The sequence below is a fragment of the Orbaceae bacterium BiB genome, assembly GCA_036251205.1.
Taxonomy (GTDB): Bacteria; Pseudomonadota; Gammaproteobacteria; order Enterobacterales; family Orbaceae; genus Orbus; species Orbus mooreae.
Window position 1 is genome coordinate 922,243 of the sequence record CP133958.1, and the last position, 22,594, is coordinate 944,836.

General features: G+C 34.5%; 19 protein-coding genes, 1 tRNA gene and 1 pseudogene. 10 read left to right on the forward strand and 11 right to left on the reverse strand.

Going from position 1 to position 22,594, the window contains the following annotated elements:
- Positions 1-25: 25 nt before the first annotated feature.
- The gene (locus RHO11_04365; protein WVD62367.1) at positions 26-304 is read left to right on the forward strand and encodes a hypothetical protein; all 279 of its coding nucleotides are present in this window, start codon (positions 26-28) and stop codon (positions 302-304) included.
- A gap of 243 nt (positions 305-547) precedes the next feature.
- On the forward strand, positions 548-1,354 hold the full coding sequence (locus RHO11_04370) for a sigma-70 family RNA polymerase sigma factor (protein ID WVD62368.1): 807 nt from the start codon (positions 548-550) through the stop codon (positions 1,352-1,354).
- A gap of 654 nt (positions 1,355-2,008) precedes the next feature.
- On the opposite strand, the gene RHO11_04375 is transcribed toward RHO11_04370, so the two are convergent.
- Positions 2,009-4,633: a DEAD/DEAH box helicase family protein gene (locus tag RHO11_04375; GenBank protein ID WVD62369.1), complete on the reverse strand. Its 2,625-nt coding sequence runs from the start codon at positions 4,631-4,633 to the stop codon at positions 2,009-2,011.
- Entirely contained in the window at positions 4,633-6,606 is a 1,974-nt protein-coding gene (locus RHO11_04380) for a site-specific DNA-methyltransferase (GenBank protein ID WVD62370.1), read from the reverse strand. The genes RHO11_04375 and RHO11_04380 overlap by 1 nt, the downstream gene beginning before the upstream one ends.
- Positions 6,607-7,081: 475 nt before the next feature.
- On the opposite strand from RHO11_04380, the gene RHO11_04385 reads away from it, so the two are divergent.
- Positions 7,082-7,169: transfer RNA gene (locus RHO11_04385), tRNA-Ser, on the forward strand.
- Between the two features lie 602 nt (positions 7,170-7,771).
- The gene (locus tag RHO11_04390) at positions 7,772-8,065 is read left to right on the forward strand and encodes a hypothetical protein (GenBank protein ID WVD62371.1); all 294 of its coding nucleotides are present in this window, start codon (positions 7,772-7,774) and stop codon (positions 8,063-8,065) included.
- A gap of 103 nt (positions 8,066-8,168) precedes the next feature.
- Here the strand turns inward: RHO11_04390 and RHO11_04395 are convergent, their stop codons facing one another.
- A complete protein-coding gene (locus tag RHO11_04395; protein ID WVD62372.1) occupies positions 8,169-8,390 on the reverse strand; it encodes an MGMT family protein in 222 nt (73 codons plus the stop codon).
- 71 nt (positions 8,391-8,461) lie between these two features.
- On the opposite strand from RHO11_04395, the gene RHO11_04400 reads away from it, so the two are divergent.
- Positions 8,462-9,615 (forward strand): IS3 family transposase gene (locus RHO11_04400; protein ID WVD62373.1). Its coding sequence is split into 2 segments (ribosomal slippage): positions 8,462-8,708 and positions 8,708-9,615, totalling 1,155 coding nucleotides; the frame shifts between segments, so codons are not numbered across the junction.
- On the opposite strand, the gene RHO11_04405 is transcribed toward RHO11_04400, so the two are convergent.
- The 4 genes and pseudogenes from RHO11_04405 to RHO11_04420 all read right to left on the reverse strand — a co-directional run bounded on the left by RHO11_04405 (position 9,580) and on the right by RHO11_04420 (position 13,233).
- Complete coding sequence (locus RHO11_04405) at positions 9,580-10,461, reverse strand: Ada metal-binding domain-containing protein (GenBank protein ID WVD62374.1); 882 nt, start codon at positions 10,459-10,461, stop codon at positions 9,580-9,582. The two genes, RHO11_04400 and RHO11_04405, sit on opposite strands and share 36 nt — an antisense overlap.
- On the reverse strand, positions 10,451-11,218 hold the full coding sequence (locus tag RHO11_04410) for an isocitrate lyase/phosphoenolpyruvate mutase family protein (GenBank protein ID WVD62375.1): 768 nt from the start codon (positions 11,216-11,218) through the stop codon (positions 10,451-10,453). The genes RHO11_04405 and RHO11_04410 overlap by 11 nt, the downstream gene beginning before the upstream one ends.
- Before the next feature lie 508 nt (positions 11,219-11,726).
- Complete coding sequence (locus tag RHO11_04415; GenBank protein WVD62376.1) at positions 11,727-12,323, reverse strand: DUF3987 domain-containing protein; 597 nt, start codon at positions 12,321-12,323, stop codon at positions 11,727-11,729.
- 28 nt (positions 12,324-12,351) lie between these two features.
- A pseudogene (locus RHO11_04420) lies at positions 12,352-13,233 on the reverse strand (IS3 family transposase).
- A 91-nt stretch (positions 13,234-13,324) separates the two neighbouring features.
- Between RHO11_04420 and RHO11_04425 the strand changes: the two are divergent.
- The 4 genes from RHO11_04425 (at position 13,325) to RHO11_04440 (ending at position 17,851) form a co-directional block, all read left to right on the forward strand.
- Entirely contained in the window at positions 13,325-14,230 is a 906-nt protein-coding gene (locus tag RHO11_04425; protein ID WVD62377.1) for a hypothetical protein, read from the forward strand.
- 16 nt (positions 14,231-14,246) lie between these two features.
- On the forward strand, positions 14,247-15,551 hold the full coding sequence (locus tag RHO11_04430; protein WVD62378.1) for a hypothetical protein: 1,305 nt from the start codon (positions 14,247-14,249) through the stop codon (positions 15,549-15,551).
- On the forward strand, positions 15,544-16,686 hold the full coding sequence (locus tag RHO11_04435; GenBank protein WVD62379.1) for a T6SS immunity protein Tli4 family protein: 1,143 nt from the start codon (positions 15,544-15,546) through the stop codon (positions 16,684-16,686). The genes RHO11_04430 and RHO11_04435 overlap by 8 nt, the downstream gene beginning before the upstream one ends.
- A gap of 76 nt (positions 16,687-16,762) precedes the next feature.
- Entirely contained in the window at positions 16,763-17,851 is a 1,089-nt protein-coding gene (locus tag RHO11_04440; protein WVD62380.1) for a hypothetical protein, read from the forward strand.
- Between the two features lie 58 nt (positions 17,852-17,909).
- On the opposite strand, the gene RHO11_04445 is transcribed toward RHO11_04440, so the two are convergent.
- From RHO11_04445 to RHO11_04460, 4 genes are all read right to left on the reverse strand, one after another.
- Positions 17,910-18,710 carry a GIY-YIG nuclease family protein gene (locus RHO11_04445; GenBank protein ID WVD62381.1) on the reverse strand — a complete coding sequence of 267 codons (801 nt, stop codon included), beginning with the start codon at positions 18,708-18,710 and terminating at the stop codon, positions 17,910-17,912.
- Entirely contained in the window at positions 18,710-19,975 is a 1,266-nt protein-coding gene (locus RHO11_04450; protein ID WVD62382.1) for a Y-family DNA polymerase, read from the reverse strand. The genes RHO11_04445 and RHO11_04450 overlap by 1 nt, the downstream gene beginning before the upstream one ends.
- A complete protein-coding gene (gene umuD, locus RHO11_04455) occupies positions 19,972-20,421 on the reverse strand; it encodes a translesion error-prone DNA polymerase V autoproteolytic subunit (protein WVD62383.1) in 450 nt (149 codons plus the stop codon). Before umuD ends, RHO11_04450 begins: the two co-directional genes overlap by 4 nt.
- Before the next feature lie 293 nt (positions 20,422-20,714).
- Positions 20,715-21,506, reverse strand: a complete 792-nt coding sequence (locus RHO11_04460; GenBank protein ID WVD62384.1) for a hypothetical protein — start codon at positions 21,504-21,506, stop codon at positions 20,715-20,717.
- A gap of 165 nt (positions 21,507-21,671) precedes the next feature.
- Between RHO11_04460 and RHO11_04465 the strand changes: the two genes are divergently transcribed.
- Entirely contained in the window at positions 21,672-22,541 is an 870-nt protein-coding gene (locus RHO11_04465) for a hypothetical protein (protein ID WVD62385.1), read from the forward strand.
- The last annotated feature ends 53 nt before the right edge of the window (positions 22,542-22,594 follow it).

Sequence of the window (22,594 nt, forward strand, 5' to 3'; positions counted from 1 at the left end):
TATGATGTTCATAATAAGAGGAGTCATGCTTGCAATTAGTGCTGTTGTTTTCTTTGCTGGCTGGGATGGAATAATTATAGCTTTCGATATGAATAAGGTGATAGCCCTTATCATAGCGCTTATATTATTGGAATTTCCTATCATATTAGCTATTGCAGCTTTATATGGAGCAGTCAATGCATGGGGTTGGCCAATCTGGGGAGCTATCTTACTTGTCATGTGGCCATTAGTCTTCACCATTATCATGAATGGGGTTTTATCCATCTTTTCATTGTTTGGTTTATCGCGATTAAAAAACCAATAAACACTACATATAGTTAAAAATTAATTAATAGACGCTATATATTGTATTTTTGGTTTTATTTTTGATAAACTTTATTCTGTTTTTTAGGACGAAAGTTTATGATTAGATGGTGAATAAATACTAAAATAGTTAAAAGCCATTCACAAAATTCTAGTTATAAATTTGATTACTATCATATTACTGAAGAGCAAGCATAAAGATGTTTGCTTTTTATTCAAAATAACAAGAATAAGGAATATTATTATGCATTTTTTTTCCAACAGAAAACATACTATTACTTGCGATAATGAGCAGACAGCAGGTTATTTGTGTGGCGTTGGATTTGCCACGCACTACATGGACGAACTGCATGCAACTGGTGAAATAGATTCAACTACATCCCTTCACCTTGATAGAAAAACGGCGGAACAATACCTTCACAAAATGTATGAACGCTATATTAGTGAACATCACGAGTTAAATAAGGCGGTTATAGTTAACACATCAGACGTGAATTATAAAGGTGTATTTACCTCTCTCCCTTACGCAAAACAATACATAGAAAAATTTCATCAAGAGAATTATAAAAATCTATGTAGCTTTGCAAGAAACAATATGAACAAAAAGCATCTTAATGTTAGCCATATAGATTACGAGGATATTGTTCAACAAGCTTTTTTAAAACTACTCGATAGAAAACTCACTAAACCTGTTTATGAGCTAATGCCTTATATGAAAACAACTATTACCAATCTTATTAATGACGAACTAAGAGAAATACAAAGTTTAAAAGAGTTGGCAATTGAAAACTTCACTTCATTGGATACTGCCATATCTAAAAACATTATCGATGACGATGATTTCGAATTAGATGATTATATTACCAACAATAAAAACGATGAAATTATGCTATCAGCAGTTAGAAAGTATTATCCTAAAAGACTGATTCCTCACTTAATTGATGGTGAAACAATAAAAGAAACAGCTCGAAGGGGTAACATGTCTGAGAGAGCTATTAAATATAAGCTGAAACATTTAAAAAATAAATTACAAAAAAAATTCAAAAACTAGAAAATAATTTGCACCTTTTTCTCATAAATTACGTCATATATATATGATAAATAAATATTTTCTTAGAAAATAATATACAGCCGCTAGGAACATATTGAAGATAGATTAACATGAAGTGATAATATTAACGGGTTTACTTACAGAAATGATTAAAGAAGTTAATAAGCCTATATTATTAAGCTTACGCTTACCAAGGTAGATATTGTTACAATATTGCTTTAATAATAAATATCTTCGTTACTTAGCTAAGGTAATGTATTTTCCTGTTATCATTCAATGATTGTTATTATCTATTCTTTATGTAATTCATTGATATTACTTAAATTAAGATTAGATTTAATGTTATATTTAAATCTATCATCTATTTTAGTTTACCATCTTTTTAAGTGTTATTATTGACGTATCATAACTAAGTTAATTATTACGTTTAATTAATGTTACACATTATATATGCATAACACAACGTTAACTCATACTTTCGTATTTGTTAATACTAAAAATTCCTAACGTTTATAATTAAAAAATAGAATATAACGATATAACTTATTCTTTACGTTAAAACAATAAACCAAGATACGTCAATTAAATGTTTAATTTTGTTATAGATTACCCTCTAATACACTCTGTGCACAACTACCAATACGATACTTGTCATTAAGACATTAATAAATCATCTTCAAGTGTTTTTTCATCATAAAGCTTGTTAGAGAAATCCTTAATAAACTCATTTCGTCGACTATCTGCAAAGAATTTAATCCCAATTAAACGAATGTTATTATCACCGTCTAAGAAAATAATATTCTCCTTGTTAATTGCTTCAAGCATGTCTTCCTTCCATTTATCACCTAATAATCGGTCATCACCTTTAGGCTCAAGAAATACTTGATAATAAGCATCTTCACGCTTGTTTTTCATCAACAAAATAAAATCAGGCATAAACCCTCTTACACCATCAAACTCTGTCAATTTAAAACGTGTTGATTGTTCATCATTACGAATAAGGTAAATATCATCATATTTTTCTTTCAGTTTAACGATAAACTTATCAAGCAATTCAACTAATCGATGCTCTAATTGATTTAAAATTGCTGTATCAAATACATACCACGATTTACCTATTGTACTGTTTGCTGTTATTTTTTGATTAATGATAATTGAAGAATCTATATACGAGCTATAATCCATAATAATATCTTTTAAAGGTTGACTAATAAACTCATGGGTACCTTTATACTTACGATAATTACGACGAATGTTATCCGCTATTTTACTTAATACATTTTCAAGACATTGTAACTTTTCTTTCGGAGTTAGGTCATCAATACTTAAAGATGAGGGTAACTTAATATCAATTTGAATCTTACCTAGATAATTACCGTCTTTATCGATAAACTCAGCCATACTTTTTAATTTAGGGAAGTAATATTGAAGATTGTTAAATGAATAAAACGATTGCTTTGCCATTGCCTTATTGATAAAGCGTTTATCAAGCATTAATGACTCAAGTTTATATTGTTCGTTAAGATGAGTATCACTTAACTCACTCAGTGATGTTTCATTAGCGGTTTTATATTCTTCTTCAAAATGTGTCTCAAGCGAATAAGAGTGCCATGAACGTTGTTCACCGGTAATTTCCTCAACTTTATTAAAATACAACTTACCATATTGATAGGTTTTTGATTTCTTAAAGTTATCTTTTAATTTAGCATGATAAATAATACCATTACCATCGGAATTAAAATCGATATCCGCTTGCTTTAACGAGGCATGTAAGACTTTAATATATGACGGCTCATTGATAGTATGATAATGAAGCTGTTCAAGTATCGCAAGTTCGTGATTATTTTTATCAAAACGACGCGTATAACTTTTCTCGCTATCATAGATAAAGGGATAATAGCGTGCACCACGTCCAATTAACTGCGCTTCACTATCGGTATTTGCTTTCGTTGATGATGCTTTTTCGCTAATTCTAACAATATCATAAAGATTAAGCACATCCCAACCCTCATTAACTTTAGCAACCGCGAATACAGCGCGAATCGGATTATCAATTTGCTCTAACGTATTAAGCAATACCGGTTGCTCTTCCATTAAATCACTCTTGTTCACATTAAGAAGATTCATTTCATTAAAATCATCTTTAATCATATCAACAATAGTAATTAAATCACTCTGGCTATAACGCGTTATCACCTTATGCCAAATACTATTTACTGAACTTAACTGTGTCTTCTTGTCATTTAAATGTGTCGTGATTTTCTCTGGAGTTAAGCCATCAATAATCTGGATAAAGTCATCTTGTTTTGCTCTAGATATCGCTATCTGATTTGATTTAAATAAAATAATCGGTTTAAAACCCATAATATTATTATCTATTGCAACTAATTTACGATATTGGCTTAATAAGATAGCATCAAGCATTTTTTCATTATCATTCTGATTAGCCTCAAGCAACATCACTTTTTTAGAATAACCATCGTCCATAAACTGTTTCAAATCATACTGATAAATAATCTTATCTTTATACTTCTGGTAAATTTGTTTGTTGTCTAAGTTAATGGTCGCCGTGAATTCAAATAATCGATTTTTAGGCTGTAGCGCAAGAATTTTTTCAATCGTTCGCTCCCAAGTCAACTCTTCATTTTCAGATGAATTTTTTGCTTTACCTTTTGCCTTTGTCTCTGCGTTAAAATGATGAGCTTCATCTCCTAATAAGACTAATGGTAACTCATTTAAGTCATCATACGTCACACTATTTTCTTTATAATTATTTAACTCATCATGAATTTTATGAATAGTTGATAATTTTAAATAAATCGTATTCTTATTCGGTGTAATGGGAAACGTATCAACCGCTTCAATCTGAATTTTTTCACCATCAATTTCAATGGATGGTGTAAACAAGTATTTAGATGATAACGTATTTAATAGATTTTCTTTAGTTTTTTGAATAATAGCATCGGTATGTACAAAGAAAATAAAATTTTGATAACCTTGCTCTTTAAACATGTAAAGTATTGTTGCAGCCATCACCATTGTTTTGCCTGCGCCGGTCGCCATGTTGAAGAGTAAGTGATGATATTGCTCACTTGCATTAGGACTACTTTGTGCATAATGTAAATAACGCAAAGACTCTTCTTGATAAGCTCGCAATGTATCTTTTAGGTTATTTTTAATATAACTAGGGACTTGATAAACCTCATTAAATAATCCTAATTTATCAAACTCCTTAAATTGATTGAATAATAGTTTATTCGTGTTAGTCTCTTTTGCCATTATTCGACCTTCCCATAAAAACTATTGGTAAAGGTTTTATCTAGTTCTGATACATTTAAATCACTATCATTCATTTCACAGGCATTAACGTACAGTTGATTTTTATCTAACAGCTCAATTAAAAGCTGTTTTTGTTCGTCAAGTGCTAATTCACTAAATGCCACCATCTGGTTAACACCATCAATTTCATATTCAGTAGTTAAAATTTTATCCAGCTCAACTTGATAATTAAGATGCCCCGTCTCTTTCATTCGCTCAAACAGTTTAACTAATTCACCATAGTTTTGTGCTTTTTGAATATCATGAATATAATGATAGTTAAGCTCCATTAACTCGGCATAAACAAAGCTACCACCACCCTGCCAATTAACATCTTTCGATATACCACCTTGCTCACCCTCAATGACTTTTTGCAATCTAGGCACTGTTATATCATTAATGTAATCCATCTGTTCAATACCAATATAACGCCTTCTCATTTTATGAGCCACTACTGCGGTTGTGCCACTACCGAGATGAAAATCTAAAACTAAATCACCTTCTTGGGTAGACATATCAATAATTCTTTTGATTAGGGCTTCTGGTTTTTTACCATTTGTAAAACTCAACCCACCTTCATTTTGTGTGTTTTGAAAATCTATATCAGTCCATAAATCGCCAAGTAATTGAGCTAAAACATTTTTCCCATTAATATTTTGATACACACTTTCTAGCATAGAAATTCTTCGTCCACCATGAGCATACATTTTTTCGCCTAAATCAGTTATTATCCAAACAACCTCTTCAGGTTTAGACAAACTTAATTTTTTTAATCTGTCTGGTATTGATCCAACTTTTTGAAATATTGATTTTCTATTTTCATAAACAAAATCATTAAACTTTTGATTATTTATAATATCTGGTTTTATCGTATCTTTAGCACTAATAATATCATGTTCAATAAGTACATTTTTAAGAGAAACGATATACGGCTCACCTTTATCTAGTTTTAAAAAACCACCATAATGAGTATCCCAATTGTCTTTTACAGTATACTGTGGATTAATTTTTATCAAATCTGTTTTCTTATAACATAAGATAGTATCTTTATTTTTTAAAATAGTTTTATTTTTATGTTGAGTTTTATTTCCTGAAAGGCTATTAGATTTAACGACTATCTGAGCAACAAACTTATCATTTGAAAACAACTCATCCATCAATACTTTTAAATAACTATCTTCGTTATAATCACATTGAATAAAAATTAAACCATCATCACTTAATAACTCTTTTGCCACTTCGAGGCGATTTTTCATAAAAGTTAACCATGTGGAATGATTAAAACGATCATTATATTTAAAGCCATCATTACCAGTATTATAAGGGGGGTCAATGTAAATTAGTTTTATTTTACCCGCATAACGTTCTTTTAAAGTATGTAATGCAATTAGGTTATTACCTTTAATAATTAAATTATCATCATCGTTAAATTCTGTGATGTTTTCTTCTATTCCACTTTTAGTATAACGTTTCGCATTGGTTAATACTTTAGGTGAAAATAATCGGTCTATTTCATCTCTTGCTATTTTTTCATTATAATAAATTTCATTCTTACCTTGTTCTTCTTTAGTCATTCCGCCTTCAAGCACGCAATCTTTAAACGGAAAATCAAGAACAACATCCGTATTATAATTTAAATATTTCCCTTCACTAGTAAGCCCCACGCTATTACGATATTTAGTAAAACTATTAGCCCAATATTCTTTATAACGTAATAAACTAATCAATGATTCAAAGTCAAATATCAATACACCATCAACTTCAGAACTATATAGTTCTTTTATTTTAGGCTTATTTATTAATGCTTTAATTAAATCCGGCTTTTTATTTTTAATATCATTAATTACAACTGAACGTTGCAATGTTTCATCTTCCCAATATTCAGGAAAATCTTTTAATATTTGATTGAGCTGTTTGATTAGTTCTGTTTGCATAGATAAAACCTGCCAATTGATGATTATAAAATATGCCTATTGTACGATAAATTTTAGTGTTTGTTTATATTTAATCATATACAGAATAAAACCGTCTCAGAGAGACATAGAGCGATTATTTAAATCTCGCTAGTCAAAAACTATGACTTAATCATTAAAATTGAAATAAAGATCTATTAGAGCCTTCTAGACATTTTTGTGAGAAAATCTCAAGGGGTATTGCATATAATAGTGAATACAACCTATTCCCCTATCCCCCTTTGTCTAAATTTGATTATTTAATGCAGATAAATAAAAAAAATAATTACTATCATGGGTGAGATAAGACTTGATATCATGCCACGAAATAATGTAACCTAAGTGTAAACCAAGAATGTTTTATGATGATTTATTGAACTATCAAAAACAAGAATTAATTAACGTTGAAATAGGCAAGTCAACTCGCTAGAAACCCTTTAATATGCACAGCCATTGCGGAAGTGTGGCCGAGCGGTTGAAGGCACCGGTCTTGAAAACCGGCGAGGGGTAACCCTCCCAGAGTTCGAATCTCTGCGCTTCCGCCATCAACTTTAATAATTATATATTAAACAAGTGGTTATTAAACATAAGTAATTCAGTGTGCCATTTGGTATGCCATTAATTTTAGATGTTATTGGATTGAACATTTAAGTTTATCATCTCTTTTTTCAAACTAAACTCATTTTCTTATATTTAAATCTGAATACTATTAGTTTTATTTTTGATATTTAAATTTCTTTTTTAACTTTAATTATATGCTAATTTTGCTAAATTAGCGATTTTAGCATTATTTTAAACATGCAGTTATTTTATTAAAGAAGATTGTAGTTTGTTTTTCTAGGAAAAATGTACAAAAATAGAAGAGATAATATTTAGTTAGTTTTTTCTATGAATTAGTTATCTATTATTATTTAGTAAATAAAAAGCGACTAATATGCTGCATATTGCAACTCTAAATGATCACTCAATATAATATATGTGATCAGTATTGCATTGCACTTGGGCACCTAATACTGATCAATAAATTTATTTTTATTTTATCTTTTTCCTCATTGATTCACATTTCAATTCGAGAAAGTCAGAAAATTGGAAAGATTATAGACTTGAAATATTTGAAGAAATAATAAAAGAAGGAAGGAAATTTGAAATGTTTGTTACTATCTCTAGTCAACGACCTAATGATATATCTGCTACAATTATTTCACATGCTCATCATTATTTTATTCATAAATTAGTTAATCAAAGCGATCTATTTTCAATACAAAAATCAGTTTCTTATATTGATAGAGTAAATAAAGAATCAATACCGACTTTGCCTAGAGGAACTTGTATATTTAGTGGTGTTATATCTCAACTACCAATGAAATTAAGAATAAAAGAATTAAATGATACAGATAAACCTAAAAGTAAAACTATATCATTTAATGAACTTATCGATTAATATGTGTTAGCTATGACTTGATCTGACGGTTTTCACTGGCAGCATACAATCAAATCTGACAGTCCAGACATATAGAGTTTGAGAATAATGTACTCACTTTGTTTTAGTAAGATTTTTCATGTTCAATAAGCCAACGCTTTCTTTCCAGTCCTCCGCCATATCCTGTTAAACTTCCATTGCTGCCTATCACTCTATGACAAGGAATAATAATAGAGACTCTGTTATAGCCGTTTGCCGATGCTACTGCTCTAACTGCTTTCGAATGTCCTATGTTCTCAGCTTGTTGTTTATATGTAGATACTTTTCCATAAGGTATTTTTCGCAAATTGATCCTCGCCAAAAAAATAGACAAATGTCACCTCTATGATATAAATAAAAATCATAGGAGAACATATCATGGTCAAAAAATTCAGTACTGAGTTCAAACAACAATCAGTTGATTATGCCTTATCGAATGCTCATCTTTCGCTAGCCGATATTGCAAATCACCTTGGCATTGGTCAATCAACCCTTGATAGATGGGTAAGGCAAATCAATCCAGGTAAAACCAGTAAACGCGAGTTAACGGCTGAGCAGCAAAAAATTATCGCTCTAGAAAAAGAAAATAAAGAACTGAAAATGGCGAATGAAATCCTAAAAAAGGCGCATGTGTACTTCATCAACCATCCAAGTCGGTGAAGTACAAGTATATGAAACTGTATTTATCGTCGTATCCGGTACGTTTAACCTGTTGCCTATTAAACGTCAGCGTGCCCGGTTATTACGCTTGGTTAAAACGCACACCGAAATCACAGCCGCTGATTGATAACGTCAAGGCACTCTATTGGCGGCATAAAGCGCGTTTGGGTGCACCAAGCTTAGTACACGATATCCGAGATGAGGGCTATGATGTCTCAGAAAGAACAGTAAGTCGAGTATTACAAAAATTAGGCTTACGAAGTAAAGTCGCCCGTAAATTTAACTATCTAGCAGCGCCAAGCCTATCTCATGATGTAGCGCCAAATACATTAGATAGACAGTTTAATCCTGATAAACCGAATCGTGTTTGGGTGACCGATATCACGTATATCAAAACCGGTGAAGGCTGGCTATACCTTTGTGTGATTATTGATTTATTCGGGCGAAAAGTGATTGGACGACAAACGAGCTCGCGGATTGATAGGCACTTAGTCTGTAACACACTCAAAAATGCCTTATTCCGTCGTCAGTTTCCAAAGGGTGTATTACTTCACAGCGACCGAGGAAGCCAATATTGCAGTGCTGATTTTAAGCGATTATTGTTACAGTATGGACTTAGTCAAAGTATGAGTCGAGCAGGCAATTGTTGGGATAATGCGGTAGCTGAAAGTTTTTTTCATACATTAAAAACGCACATTATTCATGGTTGTGATTACAAAACTCGGGAGGATGCGAATAAAGCCCTATTTGAATATATTGAAATCTATTATAATCGTGTTCGTCGTCATTCAACTAATGGTTGGATATCGCCTCAGCAATATGAAAATCAGTATTATCTAAATAACACATTTATAGAGGCGAGCACTGTCTAATATTTTGGCGAGGATCAAATATTCCCAGACTTTTTTTTGAAACTCTGTCCCTGGTGTATGTAATCTAACATCAAAATTTTTTCTCTCACCTTTAAAATACTCATCAATTTCAGCTCTTGCTTGTTGAATATATTTATTCTCACCAAAAATAATCTGCATATTTAGTAATTTTTGTAAGTCTTTAAGTTCTGTTTCAAGCATACGACGATCAACAAACTCCAATAAACAAATACCCTCACTGGTAGCACAAATAAACATAGGCCCCAGCGGTGTGGTTAAACGATTAATCAGAATAACTTTGTTATTGGCATTTTGTGAAGGTGATTTTTTCATGATCTTTTTATATGTATATCCAAAACCACTAAGTGATTCGTATCCAACATCAAATACTGTATCCATTATTCCCTTGCCAATTTTTAACTCTTGATAGGCATTATTAATACGATACATTCTTTGGTAAGATTGAAACGTTATTCCATAATTTTTTTTAAACCATCGACGCACTACCTCGGGGCTTATTTGGTATTGCCGTAGCAAATAATCAGATATTTTTATCTTTGGATTTTCTCTGATCATTTTTATTGCCTCAATAACTTGAGTTGGCGCTTCATTTGAGTTTTCTGTAGGTTTGCAAATTTTGCAAGGGCGATACCCGGCATCAAGAGCATCTTTGAATGTTGTGTAAAATTCAACGTTTTCAAATTTTGGCTTCCTAGCTCTACAAGTCGCTATACAGAATACAGATGTCGTTTTAACACCTACGTAAAAAATACCGATATAACGAGGATCTTTTTCCAGTAAAGCCTGATAATATATTTTGGTTTTATTCAGATCACTAATTAGCATGATTATAAATAATCTCAAAAGATTTATTTTTCATAATCTCAAAAAGATTATGTTTTAACACTGAGGTCATATTATTGAATAAGAAATTCCCCATACTGATACGCTTAACGCCTAATACTTTTAGTCTCTCAAAATTTGGTAAATTAGGCATAGCCATCACATTAATGGGGAGCATGGATTTATCTACTAACACTTTGATATCAGATTCTTTTGATAAACAAGGAATAAAAAGTCCGTTAGCACCAGCCTTTGTATAAAGCTCCATACGTTTTAGAGTCTCTTCTAGTTTATTTGGAATATCTAATAAAAAAGTATCTATCCGAATATTAAGAAAAATATTTAGATTAGTTATTTCTAGCTGATTTTTGATCTCTAAAATAACTTTTGCAAAACTTTTACCATCAACTAACTTTCTTTCCTCATTAACAATACTATCTTCAAGATTAATCCCTACAACACCATATGTTGAAAGTATTTTGATATGTTCTATTATTTTAGTAGGCGTTCTACTGTATCCAGCTTCAAGATCAACAGAAAGCGGTAGTGATGTATTATTTGCAATTTTTTTTACAAAATAACACAACTCTTCAAACTTTATTTTTTCACCATCTTCATACCCAAGCATAGAGGCTATTGCGGCACTAGAGGTTCCTATGGCCTTAAAACCTAACTCTTCGGCAGCTTTAGCACTGCTTACATCCCAAACATTAGCAAGTAGTAATGGATAGGAGTTTTTATGTAATTCATTAAAAGTCATAATAAAACCTTAATCAGTATTGATGACAATATAATAATATTAATAAATTAAAAGCGACAACCGAAAAATTGATAAGTATTTTTATTTGATTGCTGGCAAATTTAATTATGGCTATCAATATGACGTTATCTTGGTGGTTAATCTTTTTAGTATATAAGAAAGCCATTTATCAGATTATGGGCTATCATTTATTTTCATATGTTTAAGTATGAGAAGTGATAGTAAGTTATCCGATACTTTTGAGTTTCAATCATTTTTTTGTAACAAATAATGGTTGCTATTGGCACAGAGCTACCTGTCAGATTAGGTTTAGGACTGTGCCGTAGCAGCGTCAGGTGAAATCGGAGCTAATACAATTAATAATATAAATATATTATTCTAAGTGATCATCATAAGTAATATATGATGAGCATATTAAATTGCACTGCTGATCATGTTATGTTGCACTGAGTAATCATTTTAACTGGAATACACAATATGCCGCTTTCAATTATTAAAAAAATGCTCGTCATAATAAATAATTATTATTTCTTAATCGAATAAATGCAGGTTTGTTGTGGGAAAAATAATCAATATCACCATCATTATGTAAGCGCCATAAAGCCATTTCTAAATTACCTTTGTTTCGCAATTGATTTGGTCCATGCGTGTAAATATGACTTTTCAAAAATTCTCGTTTAAATCCATTTTTAGAGTTTTTATTTAACCAATCAAACAAAATATCAGCGAGCTCCTTCGCTTTCTCATCAATCGTCTTCTCACCAAATACAGATTTAAACGAATCAATACAATTATAACCAAATTCAATAGCATCGTTCATACATGTCTTACATATTACAGTATTATCATATAAATAATAATGTAATAGTGCAGCTATTCTAGCGACGTTATTGGCTATTTTTGCCGCATAATCGCTAATATCACTCAATCCTCCGTTACCTAAACATGACTCAATATTATTGTAAAAATGAATCCATTCTTCTTTTGCTTCAGGAGACAAGACAAGATTAATTTTATTAAGACCACTTGCTGACATTAAAAATGCTCTGTCATAGATAGCATCAATTCTATGATAAAATGCGTCTAAGTAAGTTGATCTGCCCACATTTTAGTGGAGAGTTATTTTCAAATTATTAAATCATTTTTTCTTCAAATTGAACAGGTGATAAATAGTTTAAATATGAATGTTTTCTTACTCGGTTATAGTAAACCTCAATGTACCACAAGATCATCGATTTAGCTTGTGCCATATTTTCTAGTTTGTGTCGGTAAATCCATTCTGTTTTTAAGGTATGGAAAAAGCTTTCAGCCACCGCATTATCCCAACAGTTACCTTTGCGACTCATACTACACGTTAAGCCATAAGCCGTTAATATAGCTTGGTAATCATCGGAACAATACTGGCCACCACGGTCACTATGAACAATCACTTTACTTGGATAGCCCCGATGAAGCAAAGCCATAGTTAAGGCTTGACAAACTAGCGAGCTTTCCATATGCGTATCCATCGCCCAGCCTATGATTTTACGAGAGTAGAGATCAAGTACAATCGCGAGGTATAACCACTGTCCGTTCACTTTAATATAAGTTATATCGCATACCCAAGCTTGATTAGGTGTGTCCATGGTAAAGTGCCTATCTAAAATATTTTCAGCGACCGGTTTGTTGTGGTTACTGTGCGTTGTTTGTTTATACTTTTTGCGTTGTTTTGCTTTAAGGTGAAGCTTGTGCATTCGTCGACGAACTCGTTCACGTGATAAACAATAGCCTTCCTCCAAAAGTTCGACATGTAAACGCCGATAACCATAGAGATGCCGATGATCTTCAAATAGTGTTTCAATCTTTTTGTCAAGCTGCTGATTAAACACTGTTCTCTGAGACGGTAATCGCTTTAAATAGGCATAGTAACCACTACTTGACACGTCAAATAGATGAAATAAACGACGCTTAGATAGCGTGTTTTGCTTTTTAATAAATTCGTACCTTGCTATTTCAGGCTCGCAAAGTACTGAGCGGCCTTTTTTAGGATATCGATCTCCTTTTTACGTAGCTCAAGCTCTTTTTTCATCGCTTTATTTTGACGCTCAAGTTCGTTATTGTTATTTAATGGCTAGCAATCAAGAGATAATACAACACCAGCAACATATTACAAATGAGTGGCAAGCATGGAGTAAAGTACAAGTTCCAATTTTTGGCCACGCTATTATTTGTGCTGAACCTGATGGTTTACAGGCTCTAACCTCAGATAGTATAAAAATCCCGCTATATCCACAAAAAGCCAGACCCTTGTTCAATCGTACTGCATCGGTAAAACCGTATTGGTTTCTTGATGAAGTGATGATAAATTTAGCGCAGCAATGTGCTGATTATCACAAATATTTGGCTCATATCTATCTACCGCATGAACTTATGGATGATGATGACCTCATTGACGCAATTTTTCAGCGTTGGGATTTAAAAGCTGAACCTATCAATGATTATGTTGTGTTCATGGAGCACATGCACGAAAGTTCAGAAGAAGTCGAATTATCGTTACTGTTGGTGTGTCAGTATGACGATAGTACCTATCATAGTCACAGTAAATTTATTAGCGCGATGTTGTTAGGAAGCGAATCCTTAATTAATAAGGCTGGTTTGGCTGCAAAAGCGTGGTTAGGACGCTTAATTGTCTCGGATATGGCTGAGTTATCAGCCGATATCAAGCAACTTTTTAGTTATAATCAACTCGCGCCAAAAAAGGTTAAGGATATTTGGATATCGGGATTAAATCAGAAAACTCGATTAGACTTAACGATGGCAAGTTATGAGTTAACGTTGGGTGGGCAGAGTGGTGTCACTTTTCATGATATTGATTTAACCTTTGCAAGGCCAAGCAAATTAACGAGGTACTTTGTGCTAACGATGGCAAGTAGCAGTGTTGGTCAGTTTTTCCGTGAACAGTTGACTGTGAGTGGTAATCAAGGGCAAATCTATGTACAACTCATCAGCCCTAAAAAGTTCGTGTCGGAATAGGACAGGTGGAGATAATATGAGTGATAGAAAGCAACAACAGCCGTTCCAATATAATACCGTGCCAACGTCAGATAATACGTTACACACCCTATTCATTGAAAAAGAGCGACTTATCGTGCCGATTATTTTTATCCCGGGAGTAATGGGCAGTAATTTAAAAGAAAGAACAACAAAATCTTTTTCTAAACCGATTTGGCGTCTAGATGGGAATATGTCTGCTATAGGATGGTCTTTTCCTCATTATGGTACCGCTAAGGCGCGTAAATTAGAGCTTGATCCAGATAAAACAGAAGTGGATGATCGTGGAACTGTGGTTGATGCGGCGGAAAAAGAGTGCTCGCAAATTGAAGATGAGTTTAGTCGTGAAAAAAGAGATATTGATGAAGATGAAATCCAAAAATATATTGATGCCTATAATATTAAGCAGCAAAAAATTGAAGAGGCGATAAAAAACAATCCTGAAAATAAACGATTTGGCACTCGTAAAGAACGAGGCTGGGGAACGGTTGGCTATATTAGTTATGGTGAGTTTTTAGAAAAATTTCAAGAAAGCTTATTTGAACCAAAAGGCCATACGTTAGCAGCACTTAATAAATTAATCCAAGCCCCTTTGTTTACGTTAGATGAAGGTTCAAAAACGTCATTAATCCCCGAAGATGAGCAAATCGCGCATTGTAACAATTTTTACTTTCCCATACACGCGATGGGCTATAATTGGCTTGAGTCGAATGAGGACAGTGCAAATAGGCTAAAAGAACTGATTGAAGTGACGTTACCTCGATATTATAAAAAACGTGGACAAAACTGTGATAAAGTGATTTTAATTACTCATTCGATGGGGGGGCTAGTAGCCCGTTATTATACACAAGTGCTCGGGGGCAGTACAAAAGTGTATGGGGTAATTAATGGCGTCCAGCCATCCACCGGTGCAGTGGCAGCCTATACTCGGATGAAACGGGGTACAGAAGTTAATAGTACATTTATCGGTAAAATTGAAGATGGTATTATGGAAAATGTACTAGGTAAAGATGCTGCCGAAATGACCGCGGTCTGTGCTCAGGCACCAGGTAATGTGACAACCTCGTATGGTACTCACCATGTTAACCACGGTAATATTAAGGAAACTTATCGATTACAGCCTGCCGATGGTAATGGTGATGGCACAGTTCCGCGTTGCTCGGGTGAAATTCCAATGGATTATTTAATGGCGCGTTTGCGTCTCCCTATTGGACATGAGCCAGCTTATAAAAGTGAAGTTAGCCAAGAGTTTACTTTACGTGCCATTGTTAATATTTTACAGCAGGTAATGGTTAATGACTAAACAGACAAAGTTCAATAAAAAATCTTACTTATTCATAGCGGTTATTGCCGCGATTATTTTAGTATTTGGTTATCACTATTTTTATAAGGATATCGCTATGATTGACTTACCTAAAGAACAACAACAGCAAGTCACAGCATTACTGTCAAATTCGCCAACGCGCTGTGTTGGGACCTATTTAATTGATCTACCGATTGGGTTTAAAATCAAAAAGGAGGGACGCTTTGACTATAAAAGTAATGGTGATATTACCATAACCACCAAGCCGCAATATTTACCGCCGTTTAAACAGATGATCTCCCTTCGTGAGCAAGAGTTAAAAGATACTAAAACGATTGACCCGATTGATAGCCCCTATCTAAAAGCGGTTTATCCCGTGCACACTAATCATCCTGATAAAATGCAAGGCATTATTTTTGAAAGAATGGAGAGTCCAGGTACTGATGATTCCGCTAGAGTTCTTGAGGGATATCGCTGGCAAGACGAAGTGATGTTAAAAATTGAAATGAAAGCGCAAAACGGTTCTGATAAAAAACATGATGAAAATCGGATGAAATACCCAGAACTCTATACAAATGATGTTCCGCAAAAATTACTTGAACTACGAAAACTCTTTGTACGGATTCAGCCACGGGATGATTTGACTATTCCAATCAGGCCGGGATTTTGTCTGTTGAACAGCTTTATGCTAGGCGAAGATCGTGAATGGAAAGATATGAATTATGGTTATTGGCACGAAAGTATTGATGAGTTTTCTTTCTATTTCGAGTTTAATGATTTTGCCGACGATTATGCGTTACTTGATAAACCCGAAGGCTATTTTACACAAGGTGCGGGTCATACTATTTACAAAGGTACTCGTGAAAGCCAGGGATTAAAATTAGAAGAGTGGGTGGTTAAAGGTAAATATTTTGAAGATGCTCAGGGATTTAATGCTGATAATATGGGATATATCTTTACATTAGGCATTCACGTGACTGATCCTAGCTACAAAACACCTCGGTTACGTGTAGAAATGTTTTACAAAATTCCCCTTGATAAAACGCAGGCGTATAGTGAAGAACAATTAATGGTCATTTGGCGTGAAATCACCAACAGTATTCGAATACGCGATAGCTCATTTGAATCTAAGTAAGCGTATTATTTGTGGGGTATTGCCTTAATTTATTAAGGCATTCTCAGGTAAAACTAATTTGCTTGGATTAACGATAATGAAATACACTCTTCCCCCTGATTGCGGCAGTGCCATCAAAAATGCACCATCCACCTTACAACAAAAAATCCTACGCTTACTGGCTAACTGGCCAAGTACTAAAGGACAAAGTACTCCCGAGTATTCCAAAGCACTGCGTAGTGCGATTAAAAAATTGATTCATTTATGGGGCGGAAAATGGCTCAATCCTGAAGAGCTAACCCGAACAGCCAAACTTGAAATACACTGTAGCAACGGACATACCTTTAAATTTCGAGTATTTCACTTGCATCGCGGACAATGGTGTCCAGACTGCTATTTTAATAATCTACGCCACTCATTGAAAGATATAGAGCACCTTGCTAAACAAAAAAATGGCAAATGCCTAACTACCGACTACCAAAATAGCCGTCAACGCCTAACATGGCAATGCCAATACGGACATACTTGGCAAATGAATATTGATGGCTACAAAAAAGGACAGTGGTGCCCAGTGTGTATAGCAACACAGCAACAGCGAAAAGCAATGCGGCTACTACAGACTATTGCCAAACAACAAGGTGGAGTATGCTTATCTAAAACTTATACGCGAGGTAAAGATAAATACACGTTTCGTTGTGCCAACGGACATGAATGGCAAACCACAGGAAACAGTATCAAGAACTCAAAAACCTGGTGTCCAATTTGCCGTTATGACAAACATCGCCGCTCACTAGCGGACTTACAGGCACTAGCTGCTGCTCGTGGTGGTTTATGTTTAGCAAAGCACTACACCACCATGAATGATAAAGTGATGTGGCAATGTGCTAAGGGACATCGATGGCAACGCGCAGCGAGTTTCATTCAACTTGGGCGCTGGTGTCCCTACTGTGCCCGTAAAAACTACACCATTGAGGATATGCAACAACTGGCAATAGCACGAGGAGGGCAATGCCTCTCAACAACTTACACAAATTTAGAAACCAAACTGAGCTGGCTGTGTCATTTAGGACATACGTGGCAAGCAAGACCCAGTCATGTTAAAGCAGGCACTTGGTGTCCATCCTGCAACTATTTATCTCGGTGTATTAAAGAAGAGTCCAAACAAAAATACCTTCCTACCCACTGACTCTACTTTCGTGTTAATTAATATTATTCCTACCGCTCAGTTACTATGAATTAATCAATTAAGTTAACTCAAGGATATTGGGTTTTTCATATTGAAGATAGCGTATTAAAATTTGATAACTATCACGACTAAAACGGGGGAGTGGTCCGGTAGGCGTATCATGCAAATGGCTGACGGAACCCAAATAACGCCATTGATTGATAATATGAAATGCTTTACATTGATGTTGAGGGTCTTCCTCAACAATCGCAATCGCTGATTGCCAAGGCCAAGCTATTAGCGCGTAGTTCTCGAATGCTTTAACTAAACGTTGATTGTAACTTGCTAGTGTCTCATTGCCACAACACGCTCCCCGACAACGTTTTAACTGATAATTAAAACAGCAACCTCGACGGGTTGATTCCAATTCAAGCACTTTCGCACATAACTCATTTTTTTCAGCTAATTTTAATAACCATTGCTTGGCTCGTACTGGTGATTGATACAAACCCACACTGATTTTATCGTCAGCAATGTCATCAACCCGGTGTAAAACGGGTATGAGTTCATCATTTAATACCCATGAATAGAGATTCTGATGTTTTCTCAAACGCCGATTATAAATTGGCTGTCTTAATTTAATCTCTGCTGATTCCAGTAGCAAAGCACCTAATTCCCCTGCTGTACAGGTAAAATCGATGTGCGCAGTTTGCTTTATTAAATCAGCGTGACGTTTAGTTTCATCGCGGTGATAAAAATGCGACAAAACCCGTTTGCGAATATTTTTACTTTTGCCTATATAAAGTAAAGTATTTTTTTCATCATAAAAATAATAAACACCCGGTCGCTCGGGCAAGGTATAACAACACTCAAGAATCATTATTTCACCGCTAACAATTCATCCCACCGTGTGGTATAACGTGGACTCAGTAACTCACGTTTAATCTGCCAAGGGGCCTGTTTTCTAACACCACCTAATTGTACCGTATGTTTACCCATCTTCTGATTGATAGCATCGAGTGTCTGCATCAACCTATCACTTTTTTGCTTTTGTTCTACCTTATTGGATGTTTCAAATAAATCAAACTGCGTATCGGTGTTTTTTGGGCGTAAATCAAGTAACATCACCCCAGCTTTCATAAACAAAACCCCTTTTTTGTAAATAGCCTGTAACCCCTTTTGAGCGGCTTGAATAATCAGCCGTGAATCATCAGTAGACGAGAGGAGAGGCACCACGATAGAGGGATGATATTGCACAACATCCTCACGAAACCGATTGGTTTTTAAAAAAACCAGTACGGCACTAGCAACCGAGTGTTGATGCCTGAGTTTTTCAGCACCTCGACTGGCGTGTACACGTATAGCTTCCTGTAGGTCAAATAAGTTCCCCGTTAACTGACCAAAACTACGCGAAGTCATGATATTTTGTTTTGGCGTTGATAAATCATCTAGCTCGATACACGAAGTGCCTTGTAGTTCTAACACCGTGCGCTCAAGTACTACGGAAAACTGCTGCCTAATTTGTTTGGTATTCGCTTGGCGTAAATCCCATGCAGTATGAATACCTAGCACTTGTAGTTTCTCCGCAATACGCCGTCCAACACCCCATACGTCACCCACCGGAAACTGCTTTAATGCTTCAATCAACAAAGCGCTGTCATTGGCTAAATAACAGACACTTTGATAAGCAGCTTGTTTTTTAGCAATATGATTCGCCACTTTAGCTAAAGTACGAGTAGAAGCAATACCAATACTGACGGGTATGCCCGTGTCACGTTTCACCACCGCTCGGATGTGCTGACAATGCGAAATAACATCAGAAAATCCATCTAATGCAATAAAGGCTTCATCAATCGAATAAGGCTCTACATCTGCCGTGTAGTCTCGCACGGTATTAAATACACGTCGACTCATATCACCATACAGCTCGTAATTAGAGCTTAACAACGTCACTTGCTTACGAATAGCCGGTAGAATCTTAAAGGCTGGTATCCCCATTGGCACCAAGGGTTTTAACTCATTCGAACGGGCTATCACACAGCCATCATTATTGGATAAAATACCAATTGGTTCGCCTTCAAGCTTGGGATTAAACACTCGCTCACAAGACGCATAAAAATTATTACAATCCACTAACCCTATCACGAATGACCACGACCTCGTAATGTGTGAATGGTATGAATCACTACACCCCAGACATGGACTTCTTTACCTTCTAGGGGAATTGGGGGATAAAGCGCATTACCCGCTAACAAATGATACTGCCCTGCAATTAAACCTAAGCATTTACACGTTAGCTCACCATCAACCGCTACAATCACCACATCATTCACTTGTGGTTTTAAAGAGCGATCAACAATCAGTAAGTCACCATTAAGAATCCCATAATCCACCATCGAGTCACCCATTGCTTTAATGTAATAGGTCGCACTAGGGTGCTTCACTAAATGCTCAGTTAAATCGAGTTTCGCTTCCAAATAATCATCAGCTGGAGAGGGAAACCCTGCTCTAACAGGCGTATCCACCAGCGGCAAATGATTTATGATAGAGGCATCAACACGACCAAGCACAATACAACTGGATTTGTGCAAGAGAACTCCTAAAACTAAAGTAAAGAAAATCACCACTGTTTTTCTAATTATCGTGGTAAAAAACGAATATGTATAAATATACAGTGTTAACTGCGAAATTCAATAGATTTTAGTGTAAAAAAATAGAAATACCACTCAAATCAAACTAATTTAAACCATTCATCTTGATGATAACGAGATGACTAGAGAGTTTTCAGCGGTATATTTAAAGCTTTCGCTATACAAGACTCAAAATCAGTAAAGTTTTTAATACTTCAAGGAATAACATAAGGCACTGTCAAGTTAATAACTAATTATTCACAGCCATGGCCATAACTAATAGTTGGCCCCATATTCATAACTAGTCTATTAATAAAGTGATGAGCCGCTAAAGCATAATCATGGGTGCGATAATCGAGAAGACTCATTTTTTTGCCTTTATATTTTGCAAATCCATCATATTTGCATAGTTCATCATCAACAATATACAAATGTTTAATTTTATTATTAACAACTCTAATTTCATCAATGGTTTTATATGAAGGTAATGTTTCTAAAGTTACACCAAGCTCAGTAAAACCATCTTTTAGTTGATTCCAGCGGTAGGATAGTCTACTCTCATCACCACCCATTATTAAAAAAGCCTTGTTTACGTGTTGTTCAATAGTAGCCCACAAATGAACGATCATCCCCTCATCGGCTATTTTTCGAGCATTATAAATTTCACAAACTGTATCGAAATTGCGGCTTAGTCTTGCTTCTTCAATTGGTATATCTTCACTCTGCTCCATAAATATATTACAGAATTCATCATACTGAGGATTTTCTTTTTTAAGAAAAGGAGCAATTTGTTCGACATTACTATTATATACAACCAAAGCATACCGATTAACCATAATTATATCATTAATTCTTTGATTGGCGCTTTTTAGTAATATATCTCTTTGGTTTTTGAATAAATTGGCACTTTCATCTTTATCATTAGCTGACTCGGGAAAATCATAGAAATCATTTACGATTGTTTTTATCATTGGATCTGTATTATCTTTATTTTTTTTCAAAAATTCATTAAGTGTTGGAACATATTCTGTAATATTTAGTTTCATCTCTAGACTTCTTTTTTAACTCATTAACTTATATGTTAAAATTAACAATCCTAATTTGTCCTCGTTCAGACTATTTTTTATGGCGCTGTCAAATTAACTTTTTCACAATCTGTATGATTATACGAAATAATAATTAACTTGACAGTACCATAAAAGGGAATAATTATGTCATCACGTTATCAACCACAACTACCAACATGGAAACAAGATTTAGCTAAAAGCAGTGGTTTAGGTTTTATTAGCAATATAAATTACATAGCTTATGCTAATGATAACTATTGCGAAGTTTATCGTAAGAGAGAAATTGGTGAAGCTTGTGTTGCTTTTGGGCTTTTTCTATTTTTTTATATCGCTTTCATTTTTGCTACGATTTCTATGCTATTTCCCCCTATTTCTATTGGCGTATTTATTTTTGCACTACTATGTCTTTTCCCTATAAATGTTGTCGGTTGTTATGTATTTTTCCATTTTTTACGGGCCTATTATGCTCCCGCCAGTAGCCCGATCAGATTTAATCGCCAAACAGGTAAAGTCTATTTTTATGAAAATGTGGCGATGAAGTATGGCTTGCAATTTCGTATTCCCCTCAAGGCGTTTAAGGATTTAAAAAAGTATGAAATTAAAGTCTATGACTGGCAAAATGTGGAGGGTATTTTACTGGGGGCAACACGTGTTTTAAATGCAGGAGGCACATCAGACAGTCACTACTTGATGTGTGTAGGCTGTAAGCCAAATAGTGATGATGTGATAGATCGTTTTTTTATTAGTCGTACAGATGAGTATGGCACTGCGTGGAACTGGATCAGTAATTTTATGCAATATAGACTAGAAAAGCCGATTGACCAAAATGGCTTAAAGTATATTGCTTATAATAGTGAAGATAAACAGAGCTTTGCCGATATTGAACCACGTCGTAAACTAACATCAAGGCAGATAGAAGGACTTGATAAAGCCTCTAAAGCCAGTTCAAAAGAGGAGCTTACTCAAATAGAACTAGAATATCAACTCGATAAAACAGTTTATCCAGTTTATTGACACTGTAACGGTCAACAAAAATTGGATAACTGACTTAACAAACTATAAGCTAT